This window comes from Sphingorhabdus sp. (assembly GCF_035329025.1).
Taxonomy (GTDB): Bacteria; Pseudomonadota; Alphaproteobacteria; order Sphingomonadales; family Sphingomonadaceae; genus Sphingorhabdus_B.
On record NZ_DAOLHN010000007.1, the window covers coordinates 24,521 to 39,950 of the forward strand.

The following is a 15,430-nucleotide window of genomic DNA, read 5'->3' on the forward strand; positions in this document are numbered from 1 at the left end:
CTGCAGATGCAATAATGGCGCCCTGCTATAAGAGCGGAGCGCCATATCGCCAAGGCCTTATCCCCTGCCCTGCAGAGGATAGCCCGATTTTTACGCGCCGACGGCGGCAGCCACTTCAGCGGCGAAGTCAGAGACTTCCTTTTCGATGCCCTCACCAAGCTGGTAACGGACATAGTCGACCAGCTTGATGTCTTTGCCAGCAGCCTTGCCAGCCTGGGCAACGACTTCCGAAATCGGTGTCTTGTTGTCGATGACGAACAGCTGTGAGAGAAGCGCGTTTTCTTTCGCAAACTTCTTCATCGCACCTTCAACCATCTTTTCGACGATTTCAGCAGGCTTGCCGCTTTCAGCAGCCTTTTCACGGGCAATCGCGGCTTCGCGGTCCATCGTTTCCTGATCGAGGCCGGATTCGTCGAGCGCGAGCGGGAAAGCGGCTGCGATGTGCATCGCCAGCTGCTTGCCGAGGCCGTCGAGCGTTGCCGCATCGGCTTCGCTTTCAAGTGCGACGAGAACGCCGATACCGCCCATGCCAGCGGTGGCGGCATTGTGGACGTAAGAAACGACGCGACCGTTGGTCACCGAAATGGTGCGGGCACGACGGATGACCTGATTTTCACCGATGGTTGCAATGTTGTTGGTCAACACTTCCTGCACCGAACCACCATCGGGATAAGCGGCAGCAAGGATGGTTTCAGCATCATTGGCGCCAACGCCAAGCGCAACGCCGGTCACCTTGCGGACGAAATCCTGGAACTGTTCGTTTTTGGCAACGAAGTCAGTCTGGCTGTTGACTTCGACTGCGGTACCCTTGGTGCCATCAACAGCAACGCCGACAAGACCTTCGGCAGCCGTGCGGCTCGATTTCTTCGCGGCAGTGGCCAGGCCCTTGGCGCGCAGCAAATCGACGGCGGCTTCCATATCGCCATTGGTTTCTTCCAGCGCCTTTTTGGCATCCATCATGCCAGCGCCCGAACGTTCGCGCAGATCCTTGACGGCAGCAGCGGTAATTGCAGACATTATCTTGTCCTTTCGACTTTGGTTTGGCAGGACCAGTCAGGTCCAGAAACATGTCATCCCCGAAATCATCGGGGATCCATGACCTAAAGCCTCGGTTAAAACCGGAATGTCAGGCCGTGGATTCCCGCTTTGACCTCCGGTCGCCTTCGGCCCCGCGGGAATGACACTATTTTTGTTACGCTTCCGGGGCAGCTTCTGCGCTGGCTTCGGCGGCGGAGGCTTCTTCAGCCGCAACTTCGACAACCGCGGCTTCAACCGGCGGTTCTACCATTGCGCCAAGATCTTCACCGCGTGCTACAGCAGCGCCAGTGTTGCCCTTGCTCGATGCGGTAGCGATAGCTTCGCAATAGAGGCGGATCGCGCGGGCTGCGTCGTCATTCGCCGGAACCGGGAATGCAATGCCATCGGGCGATACGTTCGAATCGAGGATTGCAATGACGGGAATACCAAGAACATTGGCTTCCTTGATGGCGAGTTCTTCCTTGTTGGCGTCGATCACGAACATCACGTCCGGAATGCCGCCCATATCGCGGATGCCGCCGAGCGAAAGCTCCAGCTTGTCGCGTTCGCGGGTCATCTGAAGGATTTCCTTCTTGGTGAAACCCGAAGTTTCACCCGAAAGCTGCTCTTCCAGCGTCTTCAGCTTCTTGATCGAGTTCGAAACCGTCTTCCAGTTGGTGAGCATGCCGCCCAGCCAGCGGTGGTTGACGAAATGCTGGCCCGAAGCGCGCGCCGCATCAGCAATCGGTCCCTGCGCCTGGCGCTTGGTACCGACGAACAGGACCTTGCCGCCTGCCTGCACGGTCGACGAAACAAAGTCGAGCGCACGCGCAAAAAGCGGAACAGTTTGGCTGAGGTCAAGAATGTGAACACCGTTGCGTGCGCCGAAGATATACGGCTTCATGCGCGGGTTCCAACGATGGGTCTGGTGGCCGAAATGTGCTCCGGCCTCAAGCAATTGGTGCATAGTGACGACAGGTGCCGCCATAGTCTTTCTCCTTCCGGTTGAACCTCTGGAAAGCAAGAACCAAGGCCGCAAGCTGGTTACGGCAAAGGCACCGGTGATGTGCGCTTTCCATGTGGAATGGGCGGGCCGTTAGCTGCAACGCTGGGATTCGTCAAGCCTGCTGCAGAATTTCTGCAATACCGGCCGGATTAATCCATCGTTCACTTCATGACGCGGAAGAGCGGAGAGAGCGATCCGCCCAACATCGATCGCCTGGAAAAATTGTGACCCGCATCCTGCTTCCTCTCCTCGCAACAGCATTAGCTCCTTCAGCGCAAGCCGACGATATGCTTCGAGGCAGTGCTACCCAGCCGCCCGAGAAAATCTCGTTCCTCGCTACCTTTGGCGAAGAAAAATGTCCTGAGGCTGTTGATCCTGACGAAATCGTCGTCTGCGCCACAGCGCCCGAAAGCGATCGTTATCGCATTCCCAAAGACTTGCGCAAAGGCGAGGAAGAGGCCGCAGCCAGCCAATCCTGGACGTCAGCAGTCGAAAGCCTGGACGAAGAAGCACGGCCCATGCGCCCGAACAGCTGCTCGGTCGTGGGCACAGGCGGCTTCACCGGATGCACCCAGGCGATGTTACGCGAATGGTTCGCCGCTCGGCGCGGAAAGATCGACGCCAACTAACGCCGGCTATTTGTCTGCATAGATTTGCACCAACCGGTGCAGATAATCGCGCCCGTCATAAACTGATTTGACTCGCAGACGCTCATTGAGCCCGTGCACCCCGCCACCATCGGCTTCATAAAAGATACCCGGAATCCCATAAGTTGGGATATTGATCAGCGCCGTCATCGTCGCATCGGTCGCCCCCGTCGACATCGTCGGAACCAACGGCACGCCTGGGAAAATTTCCTCCGCCAGCTTGATCGCCGGATCAAGAATGCGCTTGTCGAGCGGCGGCGGCACGGCCATCGGCCGATGGGGTTTACGCAGCGTCACCTTGACACGAGGGTTGGCGATTGCTGCTTCAATGGCCGCCTGCGTGGCTTCGGTCGTCATCGTGGGAACTATGCGGCAGTTAACAACGCCTTTGGCCCGCTGCGGCAATGCATTGGGCGCGTGCCCGGCTTCGAGCATTGTCGCCACACATGTTGTGCGCAGGGTCGAGTTCATTACAGGATCAGCCGACAGGATTGCCGCCGCCTGCACATTGCCTTCGTCTGCCAGCAAATCCGCAATCGCCTTTTGTCCCGCTGCTGGCGCGGTTGGGGACATCTGTTTCAGAAATGCACGCGTTGTATCGTTCAACTGCACCGGAAAGCCCAGCCGCTTTACGGCGACAATAGCCTCTGCCAGGTCGTAAACCGCGTTGTCCGGGCGCGGTACGGAGCTATGGCCGCCGGGATTGGTGGTCTCCAACTCAAATATGCGGTTGGCCTTTTCACCGACCTGGATCGCAAGAAATTGTGGCTTGCCATTCTTGTCGAGCCTGCCACCGCCGCCTTCATTCAATGCGAATTCTGCAGACAAAGTTTCGGGCATGTTGCGCGCAAGCCATTCCGCCCCGTTCAGCGCCTTGCTTGAACTTTCTTCGCCGCAGGTTGCCGCCACCTTGATGGTGCGCTTGGGCCGATAGCCCGCTTGCTTGAAGCGGTTCAGGCTATCGACCCAGATAGCGGCTTGCACCTTGTCGTCGGCCACCCCCCTTGCGAAGAAAAACCCATCCTCCTCTACCAGGGTGAATGGGTCTCGCGTCCAGTCCTCTCGCTTTGCTTCGACCACATCAATATGTGCCAGCAGCAACATCGGCTTCAGTGTTTTCGATGTGCCCTTGTACTCGGCAACCAGGTTGCCTTCACGTTCATAGCCTGGGACAACAATGACCCGCGCCTCGTCTTTGGTGAAACCGGCATCGTACATGCGCTTTGCCAATTGTTCGGCAGCGACGGTGCAACTGCCGTTCGAATAGGCCGTGTTGGTGTTGACCAGTTCGGCATAAAGTTCTCGGAACGCGGCCTGATCGGGCCGCAACGTTTGTGCCGTCGCACTCCCGGTCGCCAAGGATGCAAAACCCGCAGCAATCATCCATTTTCCAAGCAGCATCTGCTCCCCCCAAATTACCTAGATATTGAAATCAGGCTATCGTTCGCGTCGGATGTTTTCAATCGCCGAATTTTCCAATTGACAATATAGAACAAATATAGAACATATAAGGAAATAACGGTGATTCGGAGGATTCAAATGTCGTTCATTGCTGCCGCATTTTTCGCCACTGCTTTCCTGCTTGCAGTTTATGCCATCCTCTCGACGCTGGCACAGAAATGGGAACGTATTGGCCAAGTAGCTGCCATGCGCGGAACGCCAGTCGAGCGGATTATTCGCTTGGGCGCTGTGCGTTATACAGGCCAGCGCGTCCGCCTCGTTGTCGTTAATGAGCTGGAGCCACAGCCCGAACAGCAGGCATTCACTTTTGGCCGACTGTGCGCCGCCTGAACCTTCCAGCAGAATATTGGGTTCAACGAAAAAAGGCGGGGATGCACCCCGCCTTTTTCTTGATAGCCAATTCAAGCCTCAGCTTGTCAGCTTCGCTTCCCCATCGGCCGCAGCCTTTTTGGCAATCAACCTTTCGTACATGTCCTTTGCGTCTTCGCGGACAACAACACCCGTATAATTGTCCGCCAGCCACTGCAGCCGCTTGCGATCCTTCTTCTTTTGACGCTCATCCTTTTTCTCATCGCCGTCCAGTGCCCCAAAGGCATCCGGTTCGATTATGAAAATGGCATCTTCGATAAATCCACGATCTTCGAAGTCCTTGGCGAGCATATAGCGGATGTCCCGATCGCGCGGGATCAGTTGATGCGCCTTCATCAAACCATTTTGCGCCTCGGCCGGGGGCAGGATACCGCGCAGCGAATAGCTTTTGTAAAGCCCCACATGCGCAGTCGCCAGATTCGGATCGATCTTGATCGCGGCACGGATAGGCTTGCGCGCTTCGGCAAATGCCGCGTCATCGGTCGACTTGGCGGCAAGCAATTTGTCAACTTGCACCATCCCCTTTATGGCCATCGCCTTTGCATTGTTCGGGGACAGTGCAAGAATCCGGTCGGCAAGAGCAACCGCTTCGTCGAAATTTTCCGCAAGACGCTCAACCTCCAACTGGGTCATCATCGCACCTAAATCTGTTGGGTTGTCCTTGATGACTTGCCGACCGGTGCGCACAACGAGCGGCAATACCGATCGTTCAAAAGACGAGTTCAAGCGCATTTCCGTCTGCAGCATCGCCGCTTCGCCCTTGGTCAACGATCGAATTGTAATCGGACCGACATCCATTGGTTTTAGCGACAAGCGCTTGGCTGTCAGATTCTTCGCATGCGCCTTCATCTCGTCGTCGAGCTTATCGATATCGGCACCGAAAGCAGCCTTGGCAGCTTCGTCATATTTGACGCCTTGCGTGATCGCCACCAGATACTGGTTCAACTGCTTACCGCGTTCCGGATTTGAAGCCGCATAATGGGTCAGCAGCCATCCTTGGGCGTAAAGGTTGCGCAAACTGTCCCCGACATCGGCATAGCTTTTTGCAGTCAAAAGCTTGCGCATCGGGTACCAGCCGCTGCGGATGACATCCATGCGATAAAAAGGCGCGTGTCCTACTTCAACCACGTTATTCGGCAGAAAATCCATCGATCCGTAATATTCGGCAAAGCCTTCGCTATACCATGTCGGATAGAGGCCAGGAAAATACTGGTACATGAAATGGTGGCCATATTCATGCTGCAATATCTTTGGCGCCGCATCCTTGGAATTGTCGGCGACCGCCTTGCGCGTTCCCGTCGGGCGCACCGATCGACGCACCGAAACCAGATAAGGTCCACGTTCGGTTGCACTGTAGAATCCCAGCAGACCCTGATTGTCGCCCGGAAGGAAGGATTGCAGCGCAGTCGTATCGCGCAACAAAAATACGGTCAGCCTCAACGGGCTGCCTTCCTTTTTGGATTGCGAATAGGCCTTCAGCAAACGGTGATACACTTCGATGTTGGTGACGGTTTCCTTGAGCGACGCTTCATCTTCTTCGCTGTAAACCGTCAGCAAGCCCGACGTCGCCACCTTCCATTCGGCAAATGCCGCCGATGATGTGGACAATAACAATGCCAGCGCTGACATTTTGACTAATTTGTGCATAAAACTCCCCAGCTTAATTGCATTCCACGTCGATATGCACCAATCGCGCACAGCACAATATGGTGAATATAACTATGGATGTAAAAAAGGGCGGTGCCGAAGCCCCGCCCTTTCCTATTTCCAAAAAGATTTGTGAAACTTAGTTCACGGCATCCTTGAGTGCCTTGCCAGCCTTGAACTTGGGCTGGTTCGAGGCAGGGATCTTCATCTCTTCACCGGTGCGCGGGTTGCGGCCGGTCGAAGCCTTGCGCTTGGCTACAGCAAAGGTGCCAAAGCCTACGAGGCGAACTTCGCCACCCTTTTTGAGCGCCTTTGTGATGGCGTCAAAGGTAGCTTCCACTGCCTTGCCTGCATCGGTTTTGCTCAGGCCACTTGCATCTGCAACGGCTGCGACGAGATCATTCTTGTTCATAGTATCGGGATCCCCCTCTCAAATGAATATTATGGACCAATTCCGGGAAGGAATCGCGGCTGGGCCGGAGCGGGAATAAGGAGTAGAAACAGCCCTCTGTCAAAGGAAATATCCGCAAAAAACCGCGCTTTTCGGCGAATTGACGGATAATCTGTCGATAAGTGAGACGAAACGCGTAAAATCCATCGCGCCTTGACGTCAAATCACTGTGTAACGGGCAAAAACGCAGCGAGACGCAACGTCATTCAACATCGCGTCCCGCATCTCGATTCACAGTCTGATGGATCAGTGAGTGACCGCTGAACCCGGAGCAGCAGTTGGTGCGAGCGGTTGCAAAGCCGCCAGTTCGTCTGCTTCGGTCCACTCCACAGGATCAAGCGGCGAAACCAATGCACGCGCCAATACCTGGTCGACATGGGTTACCGGGATGATCTCCAGACCTTCCTTTATATTTGCTGGTATCTCGGCAAGATCCTTTTCATTCTCCTGCGGGATCAGAACCGTCTTGATGCCGCCGCGCAATGCCGCAAGCAGTTTCTCTTTCAACCCGCCAATCGGCAACACTCGTCCACGCAAAGTGACTTCGCCTGTCATGGCGACATCGCGATGCACGGCGACGCCAGTCAATGTCGAGACGATCGCCGTAACCATGCCTATACCGGCCGAAGGGCCGTCCTTGGGCACGGCCCCCTCGGGCAAGTGGATGTGCACATCCTTGCGATTGAAGATCGATGGTTTGATGCCATAGCTCGGCGCACGGGCCTTTACGTAGCTCAGCGCCGCCTGAATCGACTCCGACATTACTTCGCCCAGCTTGCCGGTCGTCTTGATTTGGCCCTTACCGCCAACGGTAACTGCCTCGATGGTCAGCAGCTCGCCACCAACCTCGGTCCAAGCGAGCCCGGTTACCGCACCAATCTGGTTTTCATCCTCACCGATACCGTGGCGATATTTGCGAACACCTGAAAATTCAGCCAGATTTTCCGGCGTGATCGAAACACTCTTCGCCTTACCTTCGAGGATGCGACGCAGCGCCTTGCGGGCCAGCTTGGCAATCTCACGCTCAAGCGTACGAACGCCAGCCTCCCGCGTGTAGTACCGGATCAGGTCGCGCAGCCCATCATCGCTGACTTCAAACTCGCCTTTTTTCAAGCCATGCGCCTCGACCTGCTTTTCCACCAAGTGACGCTTGGCGATTTCGAGCTTTTCATCCTCGGTGTAACCCTCAAGCCGGATGATCTCCATTCGGTCAAGCAACGGCTGCGGCAGGTTCATGCTGTTCGCGGTGGTCACGAACATCACGTCCGACAAATCAAGGTCGATTTCCAGATAATGGTCGTTGAACTTGTTGTTCTGTTCGGGATCAAGCACTTCGAGCAGCGCCGATGCCGGATCACCGCGGAAATCCTGACCAAGCTTGTCAATTTCGTCGAGCAGGAACAGCGGGTTCATCGTCCCCGCCTTTTTCAGGTTCGAAGCGATCTTGCCCGGCATTGAGCCGATATAGGTGCGACGGTGCCCGCGGATTTCGGCTTCATCACGAACCCCACCCAGCGACTGACGGATGAATTCGCGCCCGGTCGCTTTGGCAATCGACTTGCCAAGCGAGGTTTTGCCGACACCCGGAGGGCCAACGAGGCAGAGGATCGGACCCTTCAGCTTGTTGGTGCGCGCTTGCACCGCCAGATACTCGACAATGCGGTCCTTGACCTTCTCGAGCGCAAAGTGATCGGCATCGAGAATGTCCTGTGCCTTGGCGATATCGCGCTTCAACTTTGATTTCTTGCCCCAGGGTATGCCGAGCAGCGAATCCAGATAGTTGCGCACAACGGTTGCTTCGGCCGACATCGGCGCCATGCTGCGCAGCTTCTTCATTTCGGCCTGCGCCTTGGCTTTGGCTTCCTTCGATAGCTTCAGCGTGTCGATCTTGGTCTGCAGTTCGGCCAGCTCGTCGCCGCCCTCTTCATCCCCATTGCCCAGCTCGCGCTGGATCGCTTTCAGCTGCTCGTTGAGATAATATTCGCGCTGAGATTTCTCCATCTGACGCTTCACGCGGCCGCGGATCTTCTTTTCGACCTGCAACACGCCCAATTCGCCTTCCATGAAGGCGAAGGACATTTCGAGGCGCTTCAACGGATCGGCTTCCACAAGTAGCGCTTGCTTGTCCGAAACCTTGAGGTTGATGTTCGCAGCCACCGCGTCGGCCAGCTGCGCAGCGTCTTCGATTTCGGCGAGCTGCACTGCAGTTTCAGAAGGAACCTTTTTGTTGAGCTTCGAATAGTTTTCGAACTGTTCAACCACAGACCGCATCAGCGCCGTTGTTTCCGGACCCTCGGTGGCTTTTGTCTCGATAAGTTCGACCTCGGCTTCGACATAGTCTGCCGCGCGCTGATGCAGGCGCAGAAGGTTCGCCCGCTGCTTGCCTTCAACGAGCACGCGCACGGTGCCGTCGGGAAGTTTCAGCAACTGCATCACGGACGCAGACACGCCTACCGTGTAAAGATCGTCATAGTCCGGATCATCTTCGGCAGGGTCGAGCTGCGTGACCAGGAAAATTTCCTTGTCCGCCGCCATCGCCTTTTCAAGTGCGATCACTGATTTGTCGCGGCCGACGAAAAGCGGCACGACCATACCCGGAAACACGACGATGTCGCGCAGGGGCAAAAGGGGAAGAGATTGCATCATATTCACTCCGGCCCGCACCGAAAGGCGGTGCGGAAACTTGGCATCAATATGAGCGTGATTTTTCCCGGTTCAACGGCATAGCGGCGAAATAGCGAGAAAAGCTGGGGAAAAGCGCCTCAAAAAGGCAGTTTGAAGCCCGGCGGCAGCGGCAAACCGCTGGTCATCTTGCCCATTTCGCTGTTGCTGGCGGCGTCGGCTTTTTCCCGCGCATCGTTGAATGCGGCCACAACAAGGTCTTCAAGCATCTGTTTGTCGGCGGGCACCATCAGGCTGTCATCGATGGCTAGCGATATGATCCGGCCTTTGGCGCTGGCGCGGACCTTGACCAGTCCACCACCGGAAACACCTTCAACCTCAATTGTATCAAGCTTGCCCTGCGCTTCCTCCATCTGCTTCTGGATGGTTTGCGCGGCTTCCTGCGCCGCTTTCATCATCTCTTCGATGCTTTTCATGCTCTTAAGCTCCGGATTTCTGCTTCGTGGGGAGAGTGTATCGTCCGCCCGTCAACATGCACTTCGGCCTCGGGAAAGGCAGCGAGTGCAGCCTTGACGAGCGGGGATTCCAGAATTTCTGTGTCCTGCGCGGCGCGGACGGCCTGTTCCTGTTCGTACAGACTTGGCTGGGCATCGCCCGGGGTTTCGGCAATTTCCCAGCGCGTGCCCGTCAGACGGAACAGCGCGTCATTCAGATCAGCGCCAAATCCCTGATGTACCGGGCCAGCGAGCTGGAACTGGAGGCGCGGCGGAGCATAGCTGACCAGCCGCACTACATCATGCAACGTCGCCGCGACATTGGGGTGGCCTCCGCGATCGAGCGCTTCGACGAGTGCCTTGAAATCAGAAGGGAAAGCCGAAGTCGGAACACTAGGAGCATTGTCGGCAGCCGGAGAGGGAATGCTGGCTGCAGATGTCTGTAATGGTACTCCGCCCTGTTGTAACAGCCGTGCAAGTTCACCAGGATCTGGCATTGACGCGCCATGAAGCACACGCAGCAGGGCCATGTCGCAGCATTCGAGCGGCAGACTTGCTTGACGGACCTCCTCATGCCCCTTCAGCAGCAATTGCCAGAGACGGTGGAGCAGCGGGAAAGACAAACGCCCTGCCCATTCGTCGATCTGCGCGCGCGCCTCTTCGGGCAAAGCGGCGTCCGATGGACTGCCGATTTTGGCGAGAGTCACCAAATGAACCTCTCGCAAAAGACCGGCAAGTGTTGCAGCTGGTTCGACGCCCAACTGATACTGGTTGCGCGCCTCATCAAGCACTGCCTGCGAATTTCCTTCCAGCAAAAGGCCAAACAGCCTGCGCACGGCAGCCCGATCAGATAGGCCGAGCATATTGCGCACCTGCGCAGCCTCGACGCGCGCTTCTGCCCCGCTGTCGTCCGCGGCAAGATCGGCGTGTGCAATGGCCTGGTCCAGGATGGACAAGCCGTCTCGTACCGACCCCTCAGCCGCTTGCGCTACTAGGCGTAGCGCCTCTGCTTCGGCGGCAACACCTTCTTTTACGCAGATTTCTTCGAAATGTACGGCCAGCATTTCCGCCGGGATACGTTTCAGATCAAAGCGCTGGCACCGCGATAACACTGTGATTGGAACCTTGTTCACCTCGGTCGTCGCAAACAGGAACTTCACATGTGCCGGGGGTTCCTCGAGCGTCTTCAACAACGCATTGAAAGCATTTTTCGACAGCATGTGCACTTCGTCGATGATGTAGATTTTGTAGCGCGCCGACACGGCGGCGTAGCGCACCGCCTCAATAATCTCGCGGACATCGTCAACACCCGTGTGACTTGCGGCGTCCATCTCGATAACGTCGATATGGCGACCTTCGGCAATCGCACGACAGGGCTCGCATACCCCGCACGGATCGATGGTCGGGCCACCGTGCCCGTCCGGCCCGATACAGTTCAGCGCCTTGGCGATGAGGCGCGCGGTCGAGGTTTTGCCGACCCCACGCACACCCGTCATCAGGAAGGCATGCGCCAGACGACCGCGCTTGATCGCGTTCCCCAGCGTTTGCACCATCGCATCCTGACCGATCAGTTCGGCGAAATTCTGCGGACGATATTTGCGCGCAAGCACCCGATAGGGCGATGCTGCAGCAGCTTTCGGCGCCTCAGGCAGACCGAGCCCCAGCGCATCTTCGGGCATATCCGGTTCGCGCAGGGCGAAGCGGGGTTCGTCGAGAGCAGATGAGGATGAATCGTCCATATTGTTCCGATAGGCCCGACAGATTATTTTGTCGAAGGGCTATTTCAGTCGCGCGCCAAGCGGCGGGCAAAATGGGCCTGCACCGCGCTGGTCACGGCACGCGCAACCTTTTGCTGGCCCTCACGCGAAGACAGGAAGACAGCGTCATCCACATTGCTGATATAGCCGGTTTCGAAAAGTACAGAGGGCGTGTCAGGTGCCTTGAGTACAATGAATGATGCGAATTTATGGGGCTTTTCGCGCAGCAGCATATTGGGTTTTGCTTCGCGGATCAGCAATTTGGCAAAACTTGCAGAAATGTTCATGGTTTCGCGCTGGGTCAGGTCTATCAGGATTGACGATACTTCCTGATCCTGCCTGCCAAGATTGACGCCATTTAGGACATCAGCCCGATTTTCGCGCGCAGCCAGCCGCTGTGCTTCGCGGTCGGAGGCAACCTCTGACAAGGTATACACCGTTCCTCCCCTCGCCTCAGGATTGCCAGCCGCATCGGCATGAATTGAAAGAAAGAGATCCGCTTTCATTTTGCGGGCAATGCCATAGCGATATTGCAATATGAGGAAACTATCCCCTTCGCGTGTGAGTGCGACGCGCACGCGCCCTGTGTCGACAAGTTCGTCTCTAATGCCGCGGGCAATTGCCAACGTCACATCCTTCTCGCGCTCGCCGGACAGCGAATTGATCGCACCCGGATCGTGGCCTCCATGCCCGGCATCGATGACCACCAAAGGCAGGCGGGCATCCGCCCGCCCGTATATTTTGGGCAATCCACGTGCCACTCCCTTTCCGATGGGTGCAGTGACTTCATAGCGTCGCCGGGGCGGTTCCGACCGGAATGCTTGAGCAACCTTGCCGAAAACTGTGCGGATCCATGCATCAACAGCGGATGACGTCGCCATTGGCTGCGCAGCCGTAATCAGAAGTGCAAGGAAAGCGCTGATCATCATTGAAACGGCTTTTGCGCAAAATAGGACATTCGGTCGAGGGAATTTTTCGCCGCCGCCACTTGCCCGCCAGACATAGGGGTGCTAGCACATAAAGCTGGAGCTATGACTTTGATAAGTCTAGTCCACCAAGACGCCGAACAGACTGACTTTTCGGTATAAAACAGGTTGATGTTGCATGTGGCATGAAATTTCCCCTTCCGCCGTCCCCACGGGGTTCGGTGCGTTGGCGGCAAATTACGCCCGCGCGAATTGCGCCCGCGGTGCCTATGCAGCAGACACATTCGTACATTCCCCGTCATTGAATACAGCAGGCAATGAAGTCTTTGCTGCGGACGATGCCGGATCACTTTCAGAAAATATGGCCCCCCGGTTCCTGCTAAAGGCGGAGCAATGGGAGGCTCGGAGAATTTATAATGAAAACGCGCATGCTCATCGACGCGCGCCACCGGGAGGAGACCCGCGTAGCCGTCGTAAAAGGGAACACGATTGAGGAATTCGACTTTGAGTCGGCTGAACATAAGCAACTCAAGGGAAACATCTATCTAGCCAAGGTCACCAGGGTCGAACCGTCGCTGCAAGCGGCATTTGTCGACTATGGTGGCAACCGGCACGGTTTTCTCGCTTTCAGCGAAATCCACCCTGACTATTATCAGATCCCTAAAGAGGACCGTGAACGCCTGCTCGCGGAAGAGGCGGCTGCGGCTGCCGAAGAAGCTGCTCTTCGTGAGCAGGAAGAGGCTGAAGAAGACGAACCCACCGGCATCATGCGATCCGAAGCGCATGACGAGGAAGATCCGGATTTCATCGAGGTTGAAAGCGATGATCGCATCGACACGATCGACATTACCGAAGGTGAAGAGCCCGATCTTGAAGCCAATGGCGACGATAATGGCGAAGATTATCCTGAACGCGATTCATCGCCGGATGACGACAATGACGGTCGCAAGGATCAGCGCGGTCGCCGCCGCCGCGGTCGTGGCGGCAGAAGCAATGCCCCGCGCGCCAGCGACGAAGCGCGAGCAAAGCGCCTGAACCTGCGTCGCCGCTACAAAATTCAGGACGTAATTCATCGGCGCCAGGTGCTGCTGGTGCAAGTCGTGAAAGAAGAACGCGGCAACAAGGGCGCTGCCCTCACCACCTATCTCAGCCTCGCCGGACGCTATTGCGTGTTGATGCCCAACACCAGCCATGGCGGCGGCATAAGCCGGAAAATTTCGAGCGCATCGGATCGAAAACGGCTGAAATCGATCATTTCCGATCTGAAGCTGCCCGCCACCATGGGCTGCATCATCCGCACCGCAGGCCTCGCCCGTACGAAGCCTGAAATCAAACGCGACTTTGATTACCTCGCTCGCCTGTGGGACGAAATTCGCGAGCGCACATTGAAGGGCGCAGCGCCGATGCTGATCCATTCGGACAGCGATCTCGTCAAGCGCGCGATCCGCGATATCTACAATAAAGATATCGACGACGTGCTTGTCGAAGGTGCCGATGGCTACAAGGCAGCGAAAGACTTCATGAAGCTGCTGATGCCGAGCCACGCCAAGCGGGTGCAGCATTATGCCGATCCGGTTTCGCTCTTCCAGCGCTACGGCGTCGAGGATCAGCTAAACGCTATGTACAATCCGGTCGTGCAGCTGAAATCAGGCGGCTATATCGTCATCAACCCGACCGAAGCGCTGGTTTCGATCGACATCAACTCAGGCCGCTCGACCAAGGAACATGGTATCGAGCAGACGGCGCTAGCGACCAATCTCGAAGCCGCACGAGAAATCGCCCGCCAGTTGCGCCTGCGCGATATGGCTGGTCTGGTTGTGATCGACTTTATCGACATGGATCACCATTCCAACGCCCGCAAGGTTGAGCGGGCGATGAAGGAAGCGTTGAAAAACGACCGCGCGCGCATCCAGGTGGGCCGCATCTCCAGCTTTGGCCTGATGGAAATGAGCCGTCAGCGTTTGCGCACCGGCGTGCTTGAAGCCTCCACCCGTGTCTGCCCCCATTGCGAAGGCACCGGACTGGTCCGCACGGCTTCTTCCTCTGCCCTTTCGGCACTTCGCCTGATCGAAGAAGAATCGGCTCGTGGCCATGGCAGCCAGATTTCGTTGCAGGCCAGCCAGGAGGCGACCATCTACATCCTCAACAACAAGCGGGCTGAGCTTGCCGAGATTGAGGATCGCTATCATGTCCGCGTCGAAGTTCTTCCCAATGGCGAGGTAGAAGGCGCAAAAATGGTTGTGACCGCCAGTGGTCCACGCCCTGAACGCCCTGCTATTCCTGCACCGATTGTCGATTTTGACGACGATGATGACGATATCGAAGAAATCGAGGATGAAGTCGAAACCGACGAAGTCGAGGAACGAGCAGAAGACAGCAGCCGTGAAGACCGCAATGGCAAGCGCAAACGCCGCCGCCGTGGACGCCGCGGTGGACGCAATCGGGAGCGCGACGAACAATCTGCCTCGGCCGAGGAAGGTGCCGAGGGTGATGTCCCTGAGCCTGCCGAAAACGACAGTGGCGAAGAAACGGCTGAAACCGAACCTGCGCGCAAACCACGCCGTTCGCGTGGCGGTCGCCGGAAAACTTCGAGTGATCCAGAAACAGCTGCTGAAGAAGTTTCGACCGACGAGGCGCCCGTCGAGGTAGCCCAGCCGGTCGAGCCTCAATCTCCGTCAAAACCCAAACGGGCTAGCCGAAAGGCGAAAACTGCAGAGGTTGCCGAGGTGGCGGCCGATGCGGAAGCTGCTGCCGAAGAGCCTGAAGTTGCTGAAAAACCCAAAGTCCGTCGCGCGCCAAAAGCGAGAGCCAAGGCCGAGGCAGAAACTGTAGCTGCAGCGACAGACGAAGCAGCCCCTGCTCCAACCAAAAAACCACGCCGCACCAGCAAGAAAGCGGACGCCGAACCCAAGGTAGAAACTTCTGCCGACGGGGAATCGGACGAATCCGGTGACGGACCGCGCCGCGGATGGTGGCAGCGTACTTTTGGCTGATTTGCGCTGCCCGGCCCGATATTACGTTGCATGCGTTTAT

12 protein-coding genes are annotated in these 15,430 nt (G+C 56.8%); 3 read left to right on the plus strand and 9 right to left on the minus strand.

All coding sequences use genetic code 11. The features are described from left to right. Positions 1–90: 90 nt before the first annotated feature. Both tsf and rpsB read right to left on the minus strand, forming a co-directional pair. Positions 91–1,017, minus strand: coding sequence for a translation elongation factor Ts (gene tsf / locus PKC81_RS03000; RefSeq protein WP_324333157.1), 927 nt, complete (start codon positions 1,015–1,017; stop codon positions 91–93). A gap of 175 nt (positions 1,018–1,192) precedes the next feature. Further along, positions 1,193–2,005, minus strand: coding sequence for a 30S ribosomal protein S2 (rpsB, locus tag PKC81_RS03005; protein ID WP_324333158.1), 813 nt, complete (start codon positions 2,003–2,005; stop codon positions 1,193–1,195). A gap of 242 nt (positions 2,006–2,247) precedes the next feature. Between rpsB and PKC81_RS03010 the strand changes: the two genes are divergently transcribed. Continuing rightward, entirely contained in the window at positions 2,248–2,652 is a 405-nt protein-coding gene (locus PKC81_RS03010; protein WP_324333159.1) for a hypothetical protein, read from the plus strand. 6 nt (positions 2,653–2,658) lie between these two features. Here the strand turns inward: PKC81_RS03010 and PKC81_RS03015 are convergent, their stop codons facing one another. Beyond that, a complete protein-coding gene (locus tag PKC81_RS03015; protein ID WP_324333160.1) occupies positions 2,659–4,071 on the minus strand; it encodes a M20/M25/M40 family metallo-hydrolase in 1,413 nt (470 codons plus the stop codon). Between the two features lie 138 nt (positions 4,072–4,209). On the opposite strand from PKC81_RS03015, the gene PKC81_RS03020 reads away from it, so the two are divergent. Continuing rightward, on the plus strand, positions 4,210–4,461 hold the full coding sequence (locus PKC81_RS03020; protein ID WP_324333161.1) for a hypothetical protein: 252 nt from the start codon (positions 4,210–4,212) through the stop codon (positions 4,459–4,461). A gap of 78 nt (positions 4,462–4,539) precedes the next feature. On the opposite strand, the gene PKC81_RS03025 is transcribed toward PKC81_RS03020, so the two are convergent. The 6 genes from PKC81_RS03025 to PKC81_RS03050 form a co-directional block, all read right to left on the minus strand. Then, positions 4,540–6,147 carry a hypothetical protein gene (locus tag PKC81_RS03025; RefSeq protein WP_324333162.1) on the minus strand — a complete coding sequence of 536 codons (1,608 nt, stop codon included), beginning with the start codon at positions 6,145–6,147 and terminating at the stop codon, positions 4,540–4,542. Positions 6,148–6,286: 139 nt separating this feature from the next. Then, entirely contained in the window at positions 6,287–6,559 is a 273-nt protein-coding gene (locus PKC81_RS03030) for an HU family DNA-binding protein (protein ID WP_115548669.1), read from the minus strand. Between the two features lie 285 nt (positions 6,560–6,844). After that, positions 6,845–9,244 (minus strand): endopeptidase La, encoded by a 2,400-nt coding sequence (lon, locus tag PKC81_RS03035; protein WP_324333163.1) that lies wholly within the window; start codon positions 9,242–9,244, stop codon positions 6,845–6,847. 116 nt (positions 9,245–9,360) lie between these two features. Next, positions 9,361–9,696, minus strand: coding sequence for a YbaB/EbfC family nucleoid-associated protein (locus PKC81_RS03040; protein ID WP_324333164.1), 336 nt, complete (start codon positions 9,694–9,696; stop codon positions 9,361–9,363). After that, positions 9,693–11,393: a DNA polymerase III subunit gamma/tau gene (locus PKC81_RS03045; protein ID WP_324333200.1), complete on the minus strand. Its 1,701-nt coding sequence runs from the start codon at positions 11,391–11,393 to the stop codon at positions 9,693–9,695. The genes PKC81_RS03040 and PKC81_RS03045 overlap by 4 nt, the downstream gene beginning before the upstream one ends. A 104-nt stretch (positions 11,394–11,497) precedes the next feature. Then, positions 11,498–12,400 carry an N-acetylmuramoyl-L-alanine amidase gene (locus tag PKC81_RS03050; protein ID WP_324333165.1) on the minus strand — a complete coding sequence of 301 codons (903 nt, stop codon included), beginning with the start codon at positions 12,398–12,400 and terminating at the stop codon, positions 11,498–11,500. Between the two features lie 413 nt (positions 12,401–12,813). Between PKC81_RS03050 and PKC81_RS03055 the strand changes: the two genes are divergently transcribed. After that, positions 12,814–15,390, plus strand: coding sequence for a ribonuclease E/G (locus tag PKC81_RS03055; RefSeq protein WP_324333166.1), 2,577 nt, complete (start codon positions 12,814–12,816; stop codon positions 15,388–15,390). Positions 15,391–15,430: the final 40 nt, after the last annotated feature.